The following is a 20,325-nucleotide window of genomic DNA, read 5'->3' on the forward strand; positions in this document are numbered from 1 at the left end:
CTGACAGAGGGGGTTATTTCGATGTCCAGTATCATGACCAATGCTTCGGCGTTGACGGCGCTTCAGAGCCTCAACACCACCAACAAGGCGCTCAACACAACCCAGGCCCGCATCTCGACCGGCTACCGTGTCGCAGAAGCGTCCGACAATGCTGCCTACTGGTCGATCGCCACCACCATGCGTTCCGACAACAGGGCGCTCTCCACGGTCCAGGACGCGCTCGGTCTTGGCGCCTCGAAAGTCGACACAGCCTACACGGCGATGCACAAGTCGATCGACACCCTCAACGACATCAAGGTCAAGCTTGTTGCCGCGGCCAACGGCTCGGACGCCGACAAGAACAAGATCGATGTCGAGATCAAGGCCCTGCAGGCACAGCTGAAGAGCTACGCCGACAGCGCCAGCTTCTCGGGCGCCAACTGGCTTTCGGTGAATTCGACCACTGCCGCCGGCCATTCGGCCGCCGGCGTGCACAACGACGCCAAGATCGTTTCGGGCTTCATCCGCGACAATTCGGGCACCGTCACGCTGGCAACCATCGACATCAAGGTCCAGGGCGTAAAGCTCTATGACGCTGCTGCCACCACCAACGTCAACAAGGGCATCCTCGAAGGCCTGCGCCTCGGCACCACAGGTGTCCGCGACAACACCGCGGCTAATCCCACGACCCCCGGTGCCGTACCAGCCGCCACCGACGGTTACGCCGTTGCGACCCTGTCCGTGAAGGGCTTCAGCTACGACCAGATCCTCCAGATGGTGAAGGTCGCCGAAGTCACCCTGGCCGAAATGACCGACGCCGCCACCACGCTCGGCGCGGCCAAGAGCCAGATCGACCTGCAGAAGACCTTCACTACCAGCCTGATGGACTCCATCGATCGTGGTGTCGGCCAGCTCGTCGACGCTGACATGAACAAGGAATCGACCCGCCTGCAGGCCCTCCAGGTCCAGCAGCAGCTCGGCATCCAGGCGCTGTCCATCGCCAACTCGAACTCGCAGAACATCCTGTCGCTGTTCAAGAGCTGACGCTTAGGCCCCGAAAGCCGGTCTCGACTTTCGGAAGCGCCTGAAATCAGGCGGCAATTCAGCAGCAACAATCCCGACGAAATGCCATGGGCCGCGCATCTTGCGCGGCCCATAACATTTTCGCACAAGCTTCGCGGGCTAGGGTCTCTCCGGAAAGTATTGCGGGGAACTAACGCACGTGCCCGAACAGCTACAGAGCATCGTCGCCAATCTCAGGAGTTTCGGCCCACGCCGTCTCGCCATGCTGGGTGGTATCGCAGCACTGGTGATCGCCATCGTCGGCGTGGCATCCGTCTATCTCAACCGTCCAGCCTACGAGACGCTTTATGTCGGCCTCGAACGCTCCGACGTGAACCAGATCGGCATGGTGCTCGGCGAAGCGGGCATCGGCTTCGACGTCGCCTCCGACGGCACCACCGTCCTGGTCCCTGCCGGCAGTACCGCACAAGCCCGCATGCTGCTCGCCGAAAAAGGCCTGCCCACCAGCGCCAACGCCGGCTACGAGCTGTTCGACAATGTCGGTTCGCTCGGCCTCACCTCCTTCATGCAGCAGGTCACCCGCGTCCGCGCATTGGAAGGCGAGATCGCCCGCACCATCCAGTCGATTTCGGGCATCAAGGCCGCCCGCGTCCACATCGTCATGTCGGAGCGCGCCAACTTTCGCCGCGACGAGCAGAAGCCCTCGGCCTCGGTCGTCATCCGCGCCGCCAGCATGGATGCCGACAAGAGCGCCATGTCGATCCGCCACCTCGTTGCCGCCGCGGTGCCAGGCCTCGATGCCGAGCGCGTGACGGTCCTCGATTCGAGTGGCAACCTGCTTGCATCAGGCGACGATCCCAACAATTCAAGTGCCGCCCGCTCCATCGGAGTCGAGCGCACCGTCGAAACCCAGATCGAAGACAACATCCGCCGCGCGCTCGCCGCCTATCTCGGCCCGGACAATTTCCGCGCCAGCGTCAAGGCCGACGTCAACACCGATTCGCGCCAGACCGAAGAGACGATCTTCGATCCGGAATCGCGGGTCGAGCGTTCCGTCCAGGTCGTTCGCGCCAACGAGAACTCGAACCAGAAGCAGTCGTCGACGCCAGCAACCGTCGAGCAGAACCTGCCCGATGCCGAGGCCGCCGCCACCGACGGCCCGCAGTCTACCTCGGCCAGCGACCGCAAGGAAGAGATCACCAACTACGAGATGAACTCCAAGCGCATCGCCACGGTTTCGAATGGCTATTCGGTGACCAAGATGTCGATCGCCGTCGTCGTCAATCAGCAGCGCCTCGCTGCCATTCTTGGCAAGGACGCAACGCCCGAGGCCATCGCCGCTCGCGTCGCCGACATCCAGAAGATGGTGACCTCGGCCACCGGCTTCGATGAAAAGCGCGGCGACCTGATCAACGTCTCGGCGGTCGAGTTCATTGACGGTCTCGACGGCGAGGTCATCGAAAGCCCCGGCATCATGGCCTCGGTCGGCCAGCACGCCGGCACGCTGATCAACGCCGCAGCCTTCATCGTCGTCGTCTTCCTCGTCGCCTTCTTCGGCCTGAGGCCGATGGCGGCAGCGCTGTCGGGTTCGTCCGCGGCACCTGCCCTGCCCACCTTCGCCGGCCCGAGCTTCGAGGAGATGCAGCGCGCCTTGCCGAACGCCGACGGCATGGCCTCCTTCGAGGAGGAGCCTGTCGCCCTGTCCGACCAGCGGCCGCATGCCATGGATGACCTGCGCAACAAGCTGCGCCCTGCCCCGCAGGACCGTCTCGCCCGCATGGTCGACATCAATGAAGAGCGTACCGCGCTGATCCTGCGCAAATGGGCCGGTAACGAGGTCGCCGCCTGATGTCGATCGCAGCGCTTTTCGAACGGCTGACCGACTTCGCGCCGCTCGCTCCGCATCCCCACAATAGTGCCGAGCCCGAGGCTCCGGTCGCGGAATATCCCAAGGCCGTTCCTGACCTGGATATCCCTGCGATCGTCGCCGAAGCCGTCGCCAGGGCCGAAGCAGACCTGACCACGCGTCTCAGCGAGGAGTATGAACTGGTGCTCGAGGCCGAGCGCCAGCGCCACGCCGAAGAGATCGCTGCTCTTGGCGCCCGCTTCGGCACCGAGGCCGGCGAGGTCATCGCCACGCGCATCGCCGAGATGGAGACACGCGTCGTCCACCTCACCACTGACGCCGCCGCCCGCGTTGTCGCCACGCTCGTCAGCGACGACATCCGCCAGCGCTCCATCGACTCGCTGTCGACGGCCATCCTCGCCGCCTGCGCCGACCGCGAGGCGGTGCGCATCAAGGTCAGCGGCCCGCAGTTCCTGTTCGACGCGCTCGCCGCCGCCATCGGCACACGCATCGACAATGTCGACTTCGCCGAGGCCGTCGGCTTCGACCTCAGCGTCGCGATTGACGACAACCTGTTCGAGACCCGCCTCGGCGAATGGTCTTCGGCGCTTTCCGAGACCTTGCCATGAACGGTCCTGACGGCCCCGAGCCACGCCACGAGATCGTCATCGTCAGGCGTGCCCATTCCGATCACGACGACGGCCACCATGGCGGTGCCTGGAAGATCGCCTTCGCCGACTTCATGACGGCAATGATGTGCTTCTTCCTCGTCATGTGGCTAATCAGCGCTGCCAATGAGCAGACAAAGGCGGCTGTCGCCAGCTACTTCAATCCCGTCAAGCTGGTCGACCGCAACGCTAGCCGCAAGGGCCTCGAAGAGCTCGGCGACGGCCCCAATTCGGTCGGCCTGACCGCCGAGAACCCACAGGAAGCCAGCGCCAAGGCCGGCTCCGACGGCCGCGGCAATGCCGGTCCATCGACGGAAAAGAACTCCGCGGACGCCAGCCCGGCCGCCAACCGCTCCGATGAACACCTGTTTGCCGACCCCTACGCCGTGCTCGCCGAAATCGCCCAGGACACCGGTACCAAGGCCAACATCTCGGAACGCGGTGAAGGCGGCGTCCAGAACGCCGGCCCGGCCAGCGGCGCCTCCGGCGGCGAAGCCTATCGCGACCCGTTCGCGCCCGATTTCTGGACCGAGCAGGTCGCAACCCCGGCCGCCGAGGCAAGTGCCGAGCGCGCCGCGATCGAAGGCGAACCGGCAAAGCCCGGCGAAAAGACCGAGCGCTCCGCCAAGTCCGACCCGGTCAAGGCGCAGCAACAGCAGGCCCCGGAACCCCAGGCAAAACTCGCCGAGCAGACCCCTCCGGCTCAGCCCAAGCCCGCCCCGTCGGCGCGCGAAACCGCCGCCAAGCCGGGCGACGCCCCGAAGATCGATACAGCGGAAGCTGAGGCTATGGCCGAGGCACCAAAGCCCAAGAACGAAGCGCCGACGCGCGAAACCATCAACGACGCCGACGCCATCCGCCGCGAACTCGCCGAGGCGATCAAGTCGGGCGGCGCCCTCCCCGACGGCCTCTCGGTCGTCGCCACCGACAAGGGCGTCGTCATCTCGGTCACCGAGCAGTTCGACTTCGGCATGTTTGAGATCGGCTCGGCCGTGCCGCGCAAGCAGCTCGTGCTCGCCATGGAAAAGATCGCCAAGACGCTTGCCACCCATGAGGGCAACATCTCGATCAACGGCCACACCGACGCGCGCCCGTTCCGTGGCGGCGGCTATGACAACTGGCGCCTGTCCACGTCACGCGCCCATTCCGCCTACTACATGCTGGCCCGCGCCGGGCTCGACGAAAAGCGCATCGTCGAGGTCGCCGGCTTCGCCGACCGCAAGCTGAAGGACAAGGCCGAGCCGTTCTCGGCCACCAACCGGCGTATCGAAATCCTGCTGGAGCGCGCCGAATGAGGCTCGCGGCGACCCTTTCCGGTGCCGCCCTCATCGCCCTGCTGGTCGCGGGCGTGCCCGGCCGCGCCGTCGCCAGTGAAGCGCCGGCGCTCGAGCCTTACCAGCTCGTGCGCTGCCTGCAGCTTTTGCAGGACCGTATCGCCTCCGGCGACCAGGCCTCGCTGCCACTGCAGCGCCGGCTGCTCGAAATGACCGACGAACGCATGCGCACCGCCGATGTCGATGCGTTCAAGGATCCCAAGAATTTCCGTGCCCTGCTGATCTACGCGATGAGCGGCGGCAACCCCTTGACCATCGAGCAGGTGGTCTCGCGGCTGGAGCTTGAAGAGGCCGATCAGAAGCTGGCGCAAGGCGTCATCGACTATCTCAGGGGCAAGCCCAAGAGTACCATCGAGGCGCTCGCCTCGATCGATCCGCTGACGCAGATCTCCGAGCTCGGTGCCTTCCTGGCGCTGGTCAAGGGTTCGGTCAGCATCGCCGACCAGCCCGAGCAGGCAATGAAGCTGTTCGACCAGGCCAGGCTGCTCAGCCCCGGCACGCTCGTCGAGGAAGCCGCCCTGCGCCGCTCGGTGGCACTTGCGAGCCGGCTCGAGGATGGCGGCCGCTTCATGCGCAACTCGACGCAATATGTCCGCAACTATCTGCGCTCGCCTTATGCCAGCCAGTTCGCCGACGCGTTCGTCGCCGGTGTCGTTACCCTGCACAGCTCGATCAATCTCGACACGCTCGCCGAAATCACCGCAATGATGGATGCCGAGCAGGAGAAGGTCGTTTACCTCCGCATTGCCCGCCGTGCCGCCATCGACGGCCTGGCCGAACTCTCCGCCTTTGCCTCCGCCAAAGCCGAGAAGGGCCGCGATGGAACATCGGGAACCGCCGACCCGCGTGCCCAGCTCTATTCCGGCCTGTCGTCGGTCACCTCGGGCACGGCAGCCGACATGCTCGGCAAGCTCGGCGGCATCGATCGCGACAAGCTGTCCAAGGGCGACCGCGCCTTGCTGGACGCCGTTGAAGCGGTGGCATCGGAGCTCACCTCAGCCGTGCCGGCAACACCTGCTGGCACGTCGAAACCGCTCGACATCGAAGACCTGCCGCCGGCGCCGATCGATATAGCGCCGCCAGCGGATCCGATGATCCCCGACGCTGTCGAGGCGCCGAGCCCTGCCCCGTCTGCGCCCGCCCAGTCGGCTGCGCCGGCAGCACCCGCCGCTCCGGCGGCTGAGCAGCCGGCGGTCGCGGCAGCGCCAAGGGTCGTGCCTTTGACCCAGCAACAGCCGGAACCAGCGGAACCGGAAGACCCCAAGATCACCGAAGCGCGCCGCACGCTTGAATCCATTGACGAACTGCTAGGAGGCTCCCCCAAATGACCGACGCAATCAGCGCGGCACTGGTGAGCCCGCTCGCCCGCCATTCTTCGGGTCACGAGCGCAATGCCCTCGCCAACGACGACCAGCCCGATTTCGGCCAGACCCTGGCTTCGCCGCACAAGGGCGAACCAAAATCGAAGGGTCATGCCGCCGATCACGATGCCCCGCGTCCCAAGGGCCTGAACAAGCTTGCCGAGCGGCTTGCCGAGCGCAACGCGCTCGCCGACACCGAGGGCGAGACGCCCAGGACCGGCGAAGCCGTAGAGGGCGAGACGCTTGAAGTCTCCGAGCCGCAGCAGCCCGATGTGAAGGCGAAGGAAGTCAAAGCCGAAAAGACCGACGAGACTGCGTTGCCGCTGGTGCTTGCCTTGAGCGAGCTGCGCAAGGCAGGCGCCCAGCCGGCGAAGGCTGGTTCCGCCGACGCGGCCGAGGTCCAAGCCACCGATGTCGGCGCACAGCCAGACGCGGCGGGCGACGGATCCGAGGCGGAACTCGCCGCACTCGTCACCAACGGCAAGGCCGCGCGCTCGGCCGCCACCGGTTCCGCGCCACAGGCCGCGGCGCCTGTCACGACACCCGCAACGGCGCCCGAGGCACAGCAGGCATCACAGGCTGCAGGCCCGGAAACGGGAACCGCCAACGACACCGCTGCCAGCACCGACAAGCCGTCGCGGCCGGCACCCGTCCGGCAGGCCGAACAGCCCTCCGTCGGCAACACTGTCACCGTCATGTCGGAGCAGTCGATCCCGGCTCCGGCGAACACTGGCGCAGGCAGCACCGCGGGCGCACTCGCCCTCGACATCGCCTCAGCCGCTCCGCGCCACGTCGCTGCCGCATCCTCGGTCCAGCAGCTCCAGAACAGCGCCTCAAACACGCCTGGCGTACAGGTTCTCAAGATCCAGCTGCGCCCCGTCGAATTGGGCATGGTCACGGCCAATCTCCACCTCGCCGGAGAGCAACTTTCGGTTGAAATCGAAGTTGAGAACGCCGAGGCCTACAACAGGCTTTCGTCTGATCGCGAGGCGATCAACAGCGCCCTGCGAGGCCTCGGTTTCGATGTCGACCGGGTCACCATCCTGCAGCCCCAGTCATCGAACGCACGCGCTGACGGCGGCGCCTCCTCCGGTTTCGCAAGCCGCGACCAGGCCTCCGCCCAGTCGGGCGGAACGGGTGGTGAAGGGACAAATTCCGGCAATGGACGTCAGAGTGGGAACGCGGCAAATGATGACGGCAATTCACGCAACATCTCGTCGTCTAACGCTGATCGCCCTGGCAGCAGCCGCTATATCTAGCGTCGCCACCGGTATGGCTGCGGCTGCGGCCAATCCGTGCGAGCCCGAGATCCTGCGCGCCGCCGATCGCTATGGCGTGCCGGTCGGCATTCTCTATGCCGTCGGCCTGACCGAGACCGGAAAGAAAGGCAGCTTGCAGCCTAACGCCTTGAACATAGAAGGAAAAGCAGTGTTCCCTCGGAACGAGGCCGAAGCCATCGCCGCCTTCGAGACGGCCCGTGGCGAAGGCAAGACGCTGATCGACCTCGGCTGCATGCAGATCAATCACCGCTACCACGCTGCCGAGTTCCGTTCGGTGCGCGACATGCTCAATCCGCGCCTGAATGTCGACTATGCAGCGCGCTTCCTCGTCAGCCTGCATTCACGTCACGAGTCCTGGTCGATGGCGGTTGCCCGCTATCATGCCGGCCCCAACAACGACCCCGCCCAGAAGCGCTACGTCTGTCGCGTCATCGCCAACATGGTCGCCACCGGCTTCGGCCGCTGGACCGAAAACGCCCGGACCTTCTGCAACCCATAGGCGTCTTCAGCCGAACCAAAACGGAAACGGGCCGCTCTCCCGCCCCTCACGACAGGCTCGGGCAAGGATGCACGCATATCGTGCAACCTGCTCAACCCATGCGATTCCAGACTCCCTAAAAAATAGCGGCAAGAATTCACGATTGGTCGCCTTGGTCCCGACCCATTACCGAATGGTTAACAGGGCATTTTTACTGATTCGGGGGCGGGATCATGATCGTAATCGTGGATGAGCGAGAGCTCGTCACCAACGGATATAATTCACTCTTCGACAGGGAAGGTGTGGCGTGCGCGGGCTTCCGTTCGACCGAGTTCGGCGAATGGGTCACCAGCGCTCCCGACGAGGATTTGCGCTCGGTTCGCGCCTTCCTCATCGGTGACTGCAACGAGGGCTCGATCTCGCCGCGTCAGCTGCGTGACCGCTCCAAGGCGCCGGTCATCGCGCTCAGCGAACAGAACAACCTCGAAAACACGCTCAAGCTTTTCGAGTCGGGTGTCGACGACGTCATCCGCAAGCCCGTCCACATCCGCGAAATTCTTGCCCGGATCTCGGCCATCCGCCGTCGCGCCCAGGAAGACACCGGCTTCGCCCAGATCGGCGCGATGCGCATCTTCATGGATGGCCGCGACCCCGAGATCGATGGCCAGCCGATGCCCTTACCGCGCCGCGAGCGCCGCATCCTTGAGTATTTGGCAAGCAACAGCGGACGCCGGGTCACCAAGACCCAGGTCTTCAACGCGATCTACGGCGTCTTCGATGAAGAAGTCGAAGAAAATGTCGTCGAAAGCCACATCTCCAAGCTGCGCAAGAAGCTGCGCGAGCGTCTTGGCCACGACCCGATCGATTCGAAGCGTTTCCTCGGCTACCGGCTGATCGTCTGACCAGCCTCGCGCAAGACATGCCACGTAACTTCACTAGCGTGGCATGAGATTTGAGGAGACCACCGATGAGCCTTTACGGAATGATGCGAACGGGCGTTTCGGGCATGAACGCCCAGGCGAACCGGCTGTCGACGGTCGCCGACAACATCGCTAACTCGAGCACGACCGGCTACAAGCGCGCCTATACCGAATTCTCGTCGCTGGTCCTGCCCAGCACGCCCGGCGCCTACAACTCCGGCGGCGTCACCACCAAGGTGCTGAACGCCATCGCCAAGGACGGCACGCTTCAGTACACCACGTCAGGCACCGATCTCGCGGTCCAGGGCAACGGTTTCTTCGTCGTCCAGGATGCTTCCGGCTCGCCCTACCTCACCCGCGCCGGCTCGTTCGTGCCCGACGGCCAGGGTCGCCTCATCAATGCCGCCGGTTACCAGCTGATGGGCTACAGCTACGCCAATGGCGTGCCTGCCGCCACCGCCAACGGCTTCGACGGCCTGGTGCCCGTCCAGATCTCGAGCTCCGAGCTCACCGCGCTGCCGACCAAGAACGCCACCTTCACGGCCAACCTGCAGAGCGACGCGGCCGTCGTGACCGGCCCGCTCCCGAGCGGCAACGCTGCCGGCGCGACCTACACGTCCAAGTCGTCGATGGTCATGTATGACAATCTCGGCGCCAAGAAGATCGTCGACATCTATTACACCAAGACCGGCGCCAACACCTGGGACGTCGCCGTATTCGACCAGTCCAAGGCAGCCCCCGGAACGTCGTTCCCCTATGCCGCAGGCGGTCTGCTCACCAACAGCACCATGACTTTCGACGGTACCACCGGCAAGCTGACCAGCGCGGGCAGCCTCAGCTTCACCGTGCCAAACGGTGCAGCGGTGAGCCTCGACATCTCCAAGATGACGCAGCTGGCCTCGCCCTACACCGTGACCAAGGCTGTCGCCGACGGCAACGGGCCGAGCACCATCGAGCGCGTCGAGATCGACACCGACGGCACCATGTATGCCCAGTACGCGGACGGCTCGATGAAGCCGCTGTACAAGATCCCGCTGGCCGACGTGGCGAGCCCCGACCGTCTCAACAGCCTTTCGGGCAACGTGTTCCGTGAAAGCGCCGACTCCGGCCCTGTCCAGATCGGCTTCGCCGACTCCGGCGGCCTCGGCAAGATGATCTCGGGCGCGCTCGAAAACTCCAACGTCGACATCGCCGAGGAACTCACCGCGATGATCGAGTCCCAGCGTAACTACACTGCCAATTCCAAGGTCTTCCAAACCGGAGCGGACCTGATGGATATCCTCGTCAACCTGAAGAGATAGGACTGACGGGCTTATCGCCCGCTGGAAAAACATAGCATGTCGCTGTCGTCTGCCATCAGCATAGCCCAATCTGCGCTTCGCAACACGTCGCGCCAGACAAGCACTGTTTCCCGCAACGTCGCGGATGCATCAAACCCTGACTACGTGCGCCGCACGGCGGTGCTCGCCAGCACCGGCCCCGGGGCGCGCGTGGTCGAAATCCAGCGTGCAACCAACGAACTGCTGTTCCGCCAGAACCTCTCTGCTTTGGCCGATTTCACCGGCCAGAACACCCTCCTCGAGGGCTTGCAGAAGCTGTCGCTCGACGTCAACGGCTCGGAAAACAAGAGCTCGGTCGCGACCCAGCTCGGCAAGTTCCAGCAGGCGCTGCAGCTTTATGCTGCGGCCCCTTCGAACCAGAACCTCGGCACGGCGGCGATCGACGCCGCCCGCCAGGTGGTGCGTTCGCTCAATGACGGCAGCGATGCCATCCAGCGCATCCGCACCGAGACCGATGGCGAAATCGCCACCACTGTCGATGACCTCAACAGGCTGCTCGCCGATTTCGAGCAGGCCAACAAGCTGATCATCCAGGGCACCCGCGCCGGGCGCGACGTCAACGACTCCCTCGACCAGCGCGATGCCATTCTGAAGAAGATTTCCGAGATCGTGCCGATCTCGACCTTCAAGCGCGGCGACAACGACATGGTCATCACGACAGGTGATGGCACCACCTTGTTCGAGACCATCCCACGCGCGGTCACCTTCACGCCACTGGCTGGCTATTCAGCCGGTGTCACCGGCAACAAGATCCTCATCGACGGCGTGCCGCTTCAGCCCGGCATGGGCGCCAACACCGACGCCGGCGGCAAGCTCGCCGCCATGATCCAGGTTCGCGACAGCGTCACCACCACGATGCAGGCGCAGCTCGACGAGATGGCGCGCGGCCTGATCACCGCCTTCTCCGAAACGGCACCCGCACTTGCCGACCAGGCCGGCCTGTTCACTTGGTCAGGCGGCCCGGCGGTCCCGCCGGCTGGCGTGCTGGTCAACGGCCTGGCGCGCTCGATCAAGGTCAATCCCGCTGTCGACCCGCAAGTCGGCGGCAATCCCAAGCTTTTGCGCGATGGCGGCATCAATGGCGCGGCCTACGTCAAGAACCCTGCCAACAATGCCTCCTATGCCGACCTGCTGATCTCCTACGGCAACCGCATCGACCAGACGATGACCTTCGATCCGGCCGCCGGCATCGCCACCAATTCGAGCCTCAGCACCTTCTCCACCAATTCGATCGGCTGGTTCGAAGGCATGCGCAAGCAGGCCGACACCGCCGCCCAGACCAAGGAAGCGCTGGCCGTCCGCACCGCCGAGGCCCTGTCCAACGACACCGGCGTCAACGTCGACATCGAGATGTCGAAGATGCTGGAGCTTGAGCAGTCCTATCAGGCCACGGCGCGGCTGCTGAAGGCGGTCGACGACATGTTGGCCGCCCTTCTCGGCGCGGTGAGGTAGCGCGATGAAAGCGACGTTCGTTTCCTCCTCCGCCGTCACCAGCGCCCTGCGCTACTCGATGCTGCGGCAGCAGTCCGAGCTGATCAAGGCGCAGAAGGAGGCTTCCTCCGGCTTTGTTGCCGACACCGGGCTGGCGCTTGGCGCCCGCACTGCGCAGTCGGTCACGCTCCACCGCGACCTCGAGCGCCTCGACGGCATCGTCGACTCCAACGGCCTGGTGTCGTCGCGCCTGTCGGCAACGCAGAAGTCGCTCAACGAAGTCGGCAAGGCAGCGCAGACCTTCCTCGCCAGCCTGACCAGCAGCTCGTCCGGCGACGCCGCCTACGCGCTGACCCAGAAGGCTGCGCGCGGCACGCTCGACACGCTGACCTCAGTGCTCAACACCAGCCTCAACGGCGAATACCTGTTCGCCGGCACCAACACCGACGTCAAGCCGATCAACGAGTTCAAGGCCGGTTCACCGGCCAAGGCGGCATTCGACACAGCCTTCCAGACCCATTTTGGCTTCACCCAAAACGATCCGGCGGCACAGTCCATCTCGGCCACCCAGATGAACACCTTCATGACCTCGGTCGTCGAGCCGATGTTCCTCGGCGCCGGTTGGCAGGCCAATTTCTCCAACGCCACCGACCAGGGCATCACCAGCCGCATCACGCTCAACGAGACCACCGAATCCTCGGTCAGCGCCAACAATGCCGGCATCCGCAAGGTCGCCATGGCCGCTGCCATGGTCAGCGACCTGCTCGACTCGAATGTCGGTGCTGCTGCGCGCGGCGCGCTGGTCACCCGCGCGGTCTCGATCATCGGCACCGCAATAAGCGACATCGGCCAGTTGGAATCGCAGACCGGCATCATCGAACAGCGCGTCACCAACGCCACCGATCGCATCAAGATGCAGATGGACCTGTTCGAGCGCCACATCATCAACACTGAGGGCGTCAACCCCGAAAAGGCGGCGACGCGCGTCAGCGACCTGATCTCGATGATCGAGAGGTCCTACGCATTGACGGCACGTATCCAGAAGCTCAGCCTGATGAATTACCTCTGACCTGAACGGCAACAAACGGGACGCATATGTATCAATTCTCCTATGCCGACATTCAGACCGACTCCGTCGCCGATGCGCGGGATCGCGAACGTCAGCTTCTCAGCCGCTCGATCGACATGCTGGTCAAGGCCAGCGAAGCCGGAGCCAATTCCAACGAGGCGATCGCCGCGCTGAACTTCACCAACCGCGTCTGGACCTCGCTGATGGACGATCTCGGCAATCCCGAGAACGCGCTCCCCAAGGAGCTGCGCGCCAACCTCATCTCCATCGGCCTTTGGCTGCTGCGCGAGGCCGAGGACATCCGCCAGGGCCGCTCCGACAGTTTCGAAGGCCTGATCGAGGTCTCGCAGATCATCCGCGACGGCATCCAATGAAAAACACCCTGAAGATTTCGCTGAAGGCCAACGAGAAGATCTACATCAACGGTGCCGTGGTGCGTGCTGACCGCAAGGTCTCGCTCGAACTGCTCAACGATGTGCAGTTCCTGCTCGAAAGCCACGTGCTCCAGCCGGAGCAGGCCTCGACGCCGCTGCGCCAGCTCTACTTCATCCTGCAGGTCATGCTGGTCGACCCGATCGGCGCGGTCCAGGCACGCGACATGTTCCGCCGCTCACTGCCGCTTTTGCTCGCCACCTTCGACAATGCCGAGATCCTGTCGAGCCTCAAGCATGTCGACCGGCTCGTTGCCGAAGACCATGTCTACGAAGCACTGAAGACGATCCGTTCTCTCTACCCACTCGAGCAGCGCATCATCGCCGGCAACGATTCCCAGCCGGTCCAACGCGCCGTCGCAGCCGGAGGCAAATTCTGATGGCCATTGATTTCACCGCACCGGTCAACTCCAACACCAACGCCAACAAGGCAGCGACCGGCTCCAAGACCCAGGTCGACTACCAGTCCTTCCTCAAGCTGCTCATGGCGCAGATGAAGAACCAGGACCCGACCAAGCCGATGGAATCGACCGAGTATGTGGCCCAGCTCGCCACCTTCTCGCAGGTCGAGCAGTCGGTGCAGATGAACGCGCGCCTCGACCAGATCCTGCAGTCCTCCGCACTTGCCCAGGCCGACGCACTGATCGGCCGCAACATCACCTCGGCCGATGGCAAGACGTCGGGCACCGTCACCGAGGTCCGTCTCGCCAAGGACGGTGTCACCGCCGTGCTGGCCGACGGCAAGACCGTCGCTGTCGTCGCAGGCGTCAAGGTCAAGGCCGCCGCGTGAACGAAGCCGATGCCCTCGACCTCGTCCAGTTCGCTATCTGGACAGTCCTGACCGCCTCCGCACCCGCGGTGGCGGCAGCCATGCTCGTCGGCGTCGGCATCGCCCTGATCCAGGCCCTGACCCAGATCCAGGAAATCACGCTTACCTTCGTTCCCAAGATCGTCGCCATCTTCCTGGTGGTGGCGCTCACCGGCCCGTTCATCGGCGCCCAGATTTCCAGCTTCACCAACGTCATCTTCGAGCGCATCGAAAACGGCTTCTGACGGCATTCTTCATCTGAGCCCAGCGTTACGTTGGATTCAGGTCAGGCCGCGCCGAAAATGTTGGGTTCCGGGGTCGCTCTTGGGCGACGAGCGGAGCGTACATTTCGTACGTGAGCACCGGAAGCGGAGGAAGCCATCATTTGCAGGCCGGCCTCACCTGAATCCCCCCGTGGACCTTAGCCGCGCCGCCACTGGCCCATGCCGGCTTCATACTAATGGGTTCACCCCGCCCGCCGATCATGGTCTAGTCATTCCTGCATGATCGAAACCGATTCCCGGTCGCGCATCGACAGGAGGGCCACGGCGTCCTTTGCGCCTCCCGAAGGATGCGTGGCGCCGTAGCGGCAAATCACACGAGGGCACCCGGCTCAGCCGGCTTGGCGCATGGACGACGACCACCAGTACGAGCAAGGTTCGGCACTCGCGCCCTTCAAGCACGGCATTTTCCGTTCCGTCTGGTTCGCCAGCCTGGCCTCGAATTTCGGCAGCCTGATCCAGTCAGTCGGCGCCGCATGGCTGATGACGTCCATCGCCACCTCGTCCGACATGGTGGCGCTGGTCCAGGCCTCGATCTCGCTGCCGATCATGCTGTTCTCGCTCGCCTCGGGCGCATTGGCCGACAGCTACGACCGCCGCCGCGTCATGCTGACAGCACAGTGCTTCATGTTCGCCGTCTCGGCGGCGCTGACGCTGTTTGCCTATCTCGGCCTGATCACACCCTGGCTGCTGCTCACCTTCACCTTCCTCATCGGCTGCGGAACCGCGCTGAACAACCCGTCCTGGCAGGCTTCCGTCGGCGACATGGTGCCCCGCACGGTCATGCCGGCGGCGGTCGCGCTCAACTCGATGGGCTTCAACATGACGCGCAGCGTCGGCCCGGCCATCGGCGGTATCATCGTCGCCGCCGCAGGTGCTGCCGCCGCCTTCGCCGTCAACACGCTGAGTTACTTCGCCATCATCTTTGTGCTGTTCCGCTGGCGCCCCGAATATCCGGCAAACCCGCTGCCACGCGAAACGCTCGGCCAGGCCATGGGTGCGGGGCTGCGCTACGTCGCCATGTCGCCCAACATCGGCAAGGTGCTGCTGCGCAGCTTCGCCTTCGGCTTCACCGCCGTCGTCATCCAGGCGCTGCTGCCGCTGGTTGCCCGCGACCTCGTCGCCGGCGGCCCGCTCACCTACGGCATCATGCTTGGCGCCTTCGGCGTCGGCGCCGTCGGCGGCGCGCTAATCAGCGGCCGCATCCGCAGCAGCCTGTCGAGCGAATCCATCGTGCGCTCGGCCTTCCTCGGCTTTGCGCTGTGCAGCTGGATCGCCGCCTTCAGCTCCAACGCCTGGCTCACCAGCGCAGGTCTCCTTATCGGCGGCGCCAGCTGGGTACTGGCGCTGTCGCATTTCAACATCACCGTGCAGATGTCGACACCGCGCTGGGTCGTCGGCCGGGCGCTGTCGATCTACCAGATGGCGACCTTCGGCGGCATGGCTCTCGGCAGCTGGATCTGGGGTCTCGTCGCCGAAAGTAACGGCGCGTCGACTGCTCTTGTCGCCGCCGGCATCGTCATGCTGGTCGGTGCCGCGATCGGCTTCTTCCTGCCGCTGCCCGAGCACACCGCGCTCAACCTCGATCCACTCAACCGCTTCCGCGAGCCGCATCTGGCACTCGACGTCCGGCCGCGCTCAGGCCCCATCGTCATCTCGATCGAGTTCATCATCCGCGAGGAAGACGTGCCGGCCTTCCTCGACGCCATGACCGAGCGCCGCCGTGTCCGCCGCCGCGACGGCGCCCGCAACTGGGTCCTGGCGCGCGACCTCGAAAACCCGGAAATCTGGGTCGAGACCTACCACACCCCGACCTGGCTCGAATACATCCGCCACAACCAGCGCGCCACCCATGCCGACGCCGTCATCGGCGACAAGCTGCGCGCCCTGCACAGCGGCCCCCAGCCCCCTCGCGTCCACCGCCTCATCGAACGCCCCACCAGCCTCGCGGCAGCTCTCGGCAGCCACAAGGGGCACATCGAGCTGCATTGACGGCTTTGCGCCAGTAGTCGGCGGAGCCTTGCCCGTGAACAGGTTTTCCACGGGGAGCAGGTTTTAGACGCGAAACTTTCCCGCCAAAGGTTGGTTTCGTAGGCATCCGGTCGAATCTCTAACGCGCGACACCTGCTGCCCCGCGCTCCCTCCCACCCTCGCGCAAGCTTGGCGCAATAGGGTCAAGCAGCCGTGGCATTGGCGCGTGGCGGGATTCGATCGGAAGCATCAATGGCGATCAGCGAAAGCATTTCAGGCGCAGGCGCTCAACCCAAGAACGGGCGCGACGTCTTTTTCGCCGTCGGCATCGTCATCATCCTTGCCGTCCTGTTCCTGCCGATCCCGGCCTTCCTGATCGACGTCGGCCTCGCCTTCTCGATCGCCATCTCGGTGCTGATCCTGATGGTGGCGCTGTGGATCCAGCGCCCGCTCGACTTCTCGTCGTTCCCGACGATCCTGCTGATCGCCACCATGCTGCGCCTGTCGCTCAACATCGCCACCACGCGCATGATCCTGTCGCATGGCAACGAAGGCACGCATGCCGCCGGCTACGTCATCTCCGGCTTCTCGAACCTCGTCATGTCCGGCGACTTCGTCATCGGCCTGATCGTGTTCCTGATCCTGATCGTGGTGAACTTCATCGTCATCACCAAGGGTGCGACGCGTATCGCCGAAGTCGGCGCGCGCTTCACCCTCGACGCCATTCCCGGCAAGCAGATGTCTATCGACGCCGACCTCTCCGCCGGCATGATCGACGACAAGACGGCCCAATTGCGCCGCCGCGAGCTGGAAGAGGAAAGCTCGTTCTTCGGCTCGATGGACGGTGCCTCGAAATTTGTCCGCGGCGACGCCATCGCCGGCTTGATGATCACCGCCATCAACATCGTCGGCGGCATCGCCATCGGCTATTTCCGTCACGACATGGGCATGGGCGAAGCCGCCGACGTGTTCATCAAGCTGTCGGTCGGCGACGGCCTCGTAACCCAGATCCCGGCACTCATCGTCTCGCTCGCCGCCGGCCTGCTCGTCTCCAAGGGCGGCACCCGCGGCTCGGCCGACCAGGCGGTGTTCGGTCAGCTCGGCGCCTATCCGCGCGCGCTCTATGTCGCCGCCGGCCTGCTTTTGCTGCTCTCGCTCGTGCCCGGTCTGCCGATGTTGCCGTTCCTCTCGCTTGCCATTGCCATGGCAGCACTCGGCTACTTCATCCCGATGCAGCACAAGCGGCGCATGGCCGAGGTCGACGCTGAAAGGGAGCAGGTCGAGGCCGACAAGGTCGAAGAGGAAAAGAACTCGGTCAAGGCATCGCTCGCCACCGCCGAGATCGAGCTGCTGATCGGCAAGCAGCTGTCGACGCGCCTGCTCGCCACGCATCAGGAACTCGCCTTCCGCATGTCGAAGATGCGCAAGAAGTTCGCCACCCAGTACGGCTTCGTCGTGCCGGAAGTGCGCATGACCGACGATTTCTCGATCCCGCCCAAGAGTTACCAGATCAAGGTCCACGGCACCGTCGTCGCCGAATACCAGATGCGCGTCGGCGAAATCATGGTGCTGCTTGGATCGCGCGAGCTGCCCGACATTCCGGGCGAGGAAGTGCGCGAGCCGGCCTTCGGCATGCGCGCCTTCTCGGTGCTCGATTCCTTCGCCGAAGACCTGAAGCGCGAGCAGTTCACCTTCGCAGATAATATGTCGGTGTTGCTCACCCACCTCTCCGAGGTGATCCGCAACAACCTGCCGCAGCTCCTGTCCTACAAGGACATGAAGGCGCTGCTCGAGCGCCAGGATCCCGAATACCGCAAGCTCGCCGACGAGATCTGCACCTCGCACATCACCTATCCGGGCCTGCAGGCGGTGCTCAAGCTGCTGCTCGCCGAGCGCGTCTCGATCCGCAACCTGCACCTCATCATCGAGGCCATCGCCGAGATCTCGCCGCATGTGCGCCGCACCGAGCAGATCGTCGAGCATGTCCGCATCCGCATGGCGCAGCAGATCTGCGGCGACCTCAGCGAAGGCGGCGTGCTCAAGGTGTTGCGCCTCGGCAACCGCTGGGACCTCGCCTTCCACCAGAGCCTCAAGCGCGACGCCAAGGGCGAAGTGCGCGAGTTCGACATCGATCCGCGCCAGCTCGAGGAATTCGGCCAGGACGCCTCCAAGGCGATCCGCACCCACCTCGAAACCGGCGAGCGCTTCGTCATCGTCACTGCACCCGACGCGCGTCCTTATGTTCGCATGATCATCGAACGGCTGTTCCCGACCCTGCCGGTGCTCAGCCATGTCGAGATCGCCAAGGGCGTCGAACTGCGCGTGCTCGGTACCGTCTCATGAATGCCGCCGCGCAAGGCATGGTCCTTGCGGCGTTCCTCGCCTTCTGTCGCATCGGCGGCTGTTTCATGCTGATGCCCGGAATATCGAGCGTCCGCGTGCCCATGCATGTCCGGCTGTTCGTCGCGGTCGCCGCCACCGGCGGGCTGCTGGTCCATCTCTGGGACCAGATCTTTCCCTTCGTCGACGCCCGTCCCGGCGTGCTGATGCCAATGGTTGCCTCCGAACTTCTGATCGGCGGCCTGATCGGGCTGATGGCCAGGCTCTACATTCTGGCGCTGATGTTCATGGGCTCGGCGATCGCCATGCTGATCGGCTTCGGCGGCGTCGGCGGTCACGCCATCGAGGAAAACGAGCCGCAGGCGGCCCTTGCCTCGATCATCTCGATCTCGGCGCTGCTCCTGCTGTTCACCTTCAATTTCCACCACGAAATCATCCGTGCGCTCGTCGCCTCCTATGAGGTCGCGCCGGTCAACATGTTCTTCAACCCGCAGGCTGCCCTCGTCGACGTCACGGACACTTTGTCGGAGAGCTTCATGGTGGTGCTGAGGCTGGGTAGCCCGTTCGTCGCCTACGCCATCCTGATCAACCTGACGATCGGCTTCGTCAACAAGCTGACGCCGCAGATACCGGTCTACTTCATCTCGCTGCCCTTCGTCGTCGCCGGTGGCCTAGTGCTGATGTATTTCGGCATCGCCACCATGCTCAGCCTGTTCGCCGACGGCTTCGTCGACATCACCGTGGGGAGGTAGGAATGGCTGCGTCACGCAGGGATCGGCTGAAGAAGCTGGTGGTCGTGCAGGAGCAGCTCAAGGCGCTGCACGAGACCCGGCATGCCGGCTTTGTCGCCAAGGCGATCGCCGCCGAGGCCGAGGCGCAATCGCTGGCGGACAGCTTCGACAGCACCGAAGGCATCTCGCAGCTGTTCCCCGAGCTGTATCATCGCCGCATCAAGGAGGCGATCGACAAGAAGCAGCTCAATCTCGGCCTCGCCAATGTCGAGGTCGGCAAGATTGCTACCGCAACCGCACGCACCAACATGGTCGAGCGCGCCTACCGCGACGTCCGCCGCCAGGACGAGCGCGACAGTGCTGATCGCGAACGTCTCGAAATCATTGAAAGAAAGTCGGCTGAAGACAAGTAAGGTTGCCGCAAGCTTGACCCTCCACAATCAGCAGTAACGTAAACCCGGAAAGGCGAGCCAGCTTTGGCCATCTCACCACCTAGCGACATCATTCTGGACGTAGCCAAGGCTGTTGAGCCGGCAGGCATCCAGGCTGCGCGCGCGGCGCTCGCCAACCGGACGGCCAACGCTGCCCCGGCCGGAACCTTCTCGCTCACCGAAGCCGACGTCACCGGCGGTGTCACCCGCCAGCCGGACAGGACGTCGGCCGACGCGTCGATGAAGAAGTTCGAGGCAATGGTGCTGCAGACCTTCATCGGCAACATGATGCCGAAAAACACCGAGAGCGTGTACGGCAAGGGCATGGCCGGCGACATGTGGAAGTCGATGATGGCCGAGCATCTCGCCAAGCAGACCGCCGAAGCCGGTGGCATCGGCATCGCGAAGACGGTGATGCGCGACTACTACATGAAGGACGAGCAAGTGGTGCCGGTTAGCGGCGTCTCAAGCGGCCCCGAAAAGGCTGTGCTCGACGAACAGATGGGCCAGGCGACCGCGCTGATCCAGGAATTGCAGCGGAAGATGGTACGCTCGCTGGGCGACGATGCCGCCTCCGTCACTGACACCAAATCGTAGAGGATA

General features: G+C 64.4%; 20 protein-coding genes. All 20 read left to right on the forward strand.

All coding sequences use genetic code 11. The features are described 5' to 3' along the window. Positions 1-21 precede the first annotated feature (21 nt). The 20 genes from ACSQ3E_RS04530 (at position 22) to ACSQ3E_RS04625 (ending at position 20,319) form a co-directional block, all read left to right on the forward strand. Positions 22-1,023, forward strand: a complete 1,002-nt coding sequence (locus ACSQ3E_RS04530) for a flagellin (protein WP_436121770.1) — start codon at positions 22-24, stop codon at positions 1,021-1,023. A gap of 178 nt (positions 1,024-1,201) precedes the next feature. Next, positions 1,202-2,851: a flagellar basal-body MS-ring/collar protein FliF gene (gene fliF, locus ACSQ3E_RS04535; protein ID WP_310322217.1), complete on the forward strand. Its 1,650-nt coding sequence runs from the start codon at positions 1,202-1,204 to the stop codon at positions 2,849-2,851. Continuing rightward, positions 2,851-3,477 (forward strand): hypothetical protein, encoded by a 627-nt coding sequence (locus ACSQ3E_RS04540; protein ID WP_436121771.1) that lies wholly within the window; start codon positions 2,851-2,853, stop codon positions 3,475-3,477. The genes fliF and ACSQ3E_RS04540 overlap by 1 nt, the downstream gene beginning before the upstream one ends. Beyond that, complete coding sequence (locus ACSQ3E_RS04545; RefSeq protein WP_436121772.1) at positions 3,474-4,811, forward strand: MotB family protein; 1,338 nt, start codon at positions 3,474-3,476, stop codon at positions 4,809-4,811. Before ACSQ3E_RS04540 ends, ACSQ3E_RS04545 begins: the two co-directional genes overlap by 4 nt. Beyond that, positions 4,808-6,178, forward strand: a complete 1,371-nt coding sequence (locus ACSQ3E_RS04550; protein WP_436121773.1) for a chemotaxis protein MotC — start codon at positions 4,808-4,810, stop codon at positions 6,176-6,178. Before ACSQ3E_RS04545 ends, ACSQ3E_RS04550 begins: the two co-directional genes overlap by 4 nt. Continuing rightward, a complete protein-coding gene (locus tag ACSQ3E_RS04555; protein WP_436121774.1) occupies positions 6,175-7,470 on the forward strand; it encodes a flagellar hook-length control protein FliK in 1,296 nt (431 codons plus the stop codon). Before ACSQ3E_RS04550 ends, ACSQ3E_RS04555 begins: the two co-directional genes overlap by 4 nt. A 13-nt stretch (positions 7,471-7,483) precedes the next feature. Beyond that, positions 7,484-7,990 carry a transglycosylase SLT domain-containing protein gene (locus ACSQ3E_RS04560; RefSeq protein WP_310322230.1) on the forward strand — a complete coding sequence of 169 codons (507 nt, stop codon included), beginning with the start codon at positions 7,484-7,486 and terminating at the stop codon, positions 7,988-7,990. A gap of 212 nt (positions 7,991-8,202) precedes the next feature. Further along, the gene (locus tag ACSQ3E_RS04565; RefSeq protein ID WP_436121775.1) at positions 8,203-8,871 is read left to right on the forward strand and encodes a response regulator transcription factor; all 669 of its coding nucleotides are present in this window, start codon (positions 8,203-8,205) and stop codon (positions 8,869-8,871) included. A gap of 65 nt (positions 8,872-8,936) precedes the next feature. After that, complete coding sequence (locus tag ACSQ3E_RS04570; protein WP_310322232.1) at positions 8,937-10,190, forward strand: flagellar hook protein FlgE; 1,254 nt, start codon at positions 8,937-8,939, stop codon at positions 10,188-10,190. Positions 10,191-10,226: 36 nt separating this feature from the next. Beyond that, positions 10,227-11,681 carry a flagellar hook-associated protein FlgK gene (flgK, locus tag ACSQ3E_RS04575; RefSeq protein WP_310322234.1) on the forward strand — a complete coding sequence of 485 codons (1,455 nt, stop codon included), beginning with the start codon at positions 10,227-10,229 and terminating at the stop codon, positions 11,679-11,681. Positions 11,682-11,685: 4 nt separating this feature from the next. Beyond that, positions 11,686-12,729 (forward strand): flagellar hook-associated family protein, encoded by a 1,044-nt coding sequence (locus tag ACSQ3E_RS04580; protein WP_436121776.1) that lies wholly within the window; start codon positions 11,686-11,688, stop codon positions 12,727-12,729. 26 nt (positions 12,730-12,755) lie between these two features. Continuing rightward, entirely contained in the window at positions 12,756-13,103 is a 348-nt protein-coding gene (gene flaF / locus ACSQ3E_RS04585) for a flagellar biosynthesis regulator FlaF (RefSeq protein ID WP_310322239.1), read from the forward strand. Further along, positions 13,100-13,540: a flagellar biosynthesis repressor FlbT gene (gene flbT / locus ACSQ3E_RS04590; RefSeq protein WP_436121777.1), complete on the forward strand. Its 441-nt coding sequence runs from the start codon at positions 13,100-13,102 to the stop codon at positions 13,538-13,540. The genes flaF and flbT overlap by 4 nt, the downstream gene beginning before the upstream one ends. Beyond that, positions 13,540-13,950: a flagellar hook assembly protein FlgD gene (gene flgD, locus ACSQ3E_RS04595; protein WP_436121778.1), complete on the forward strand. Its 411-nt coding sequence runs from the start codon at positions 13,540-13,542 to the stop codon at positions 13,948-13,950. Before flbT ends, flgD begins: the two co-directional genes overlap by 1 nt. Continuing rightward, the gene (fliQ, locus tag ACSQ3E_RS04600) at positions 13,947-14,213 is read left to right on the forward strand and encodes a flagellar biosynthesis protein FliQ (RefSeq protein WP_067958500.1); all 267 of its coding nucleotides are present in this window, start codon (positions 13,947-13,949) and stop codon (positions 14,211-14,213) included. Before flgD ends, fliQ begins: the two co-directional genes overlap by 4 nt. A 384-nt stretch (positions 14,214-14,597) precedes the next feature. Continuing rightward, a complete protein-coding gene (locus tag ACSQ3E_RS04605) occupies positions 14,598-16,241 on the forward strand; it encodes an MFS transporter (RefSeq protein ID WP_436121779.1) in 1,644 nt (547 codons plus the stop codon). A 231-nt stretch (positions 16,242-16,472) separates the two neighbouring features. After that, a complete protein-coding gene (flhA, locus tag ACSQ3E_RS04610; protein ID WP_436121780.1) occupies positions 16,473-18,563 on the forward strand; it encodes a flagellar biosynthesis protein FlhA in 2,091 nt (696 codons plus the stop codon). Further along, a complete protein-coding gene (gene fliR, locus ACSQ3E_RS04615; protein ID WP_310322250.1) occupies positions 18,560-19,312 on the forward strand; it encodes a flagellar biosynthetic protein FliR in 753 nt (250 codons plus the stop codon). Before flhA ends, fliR begins: the two co-directional genes overlap by 4 nt. 2 nt (positions 19,313-19,314) lie before the next feature. Beyond that, a complete protein-coding gene (locus tag ACSQ3E_RS04620; protein WP_310322252.1) occupies positions 19,315-19,704 on the forward strand; it encodes a hypothetical protein in 390 nt (129 codons plus the stop codon). Between the two features lie 63 nt (positions 19,705-19,767). Further along, positions 19,768-20,319 (forward strand): rod-binding protein, encoded by a 552-nt coding sequence (locus ACSQ3E_RS04625; RefSeq protein ID WP_310322254.1) that lies wholly within the window; start codon positions 19,768-19,770, stop codon positions 20,317-20,319. Positions 20,320-20,325: the final 6 nt, after the last annotated feature.

The sequence above is a fragment of the Aminobacter sp. LjRoot7 genome (genome assembly GCF_964252895.1).
Classification (GTDB): Bacteria; Pseudomonadota; Alphaproteobacteria; order Rhizobiales; family Rhizobiaceae; genus Aminobacter; species Aminobacter aminovorans_B.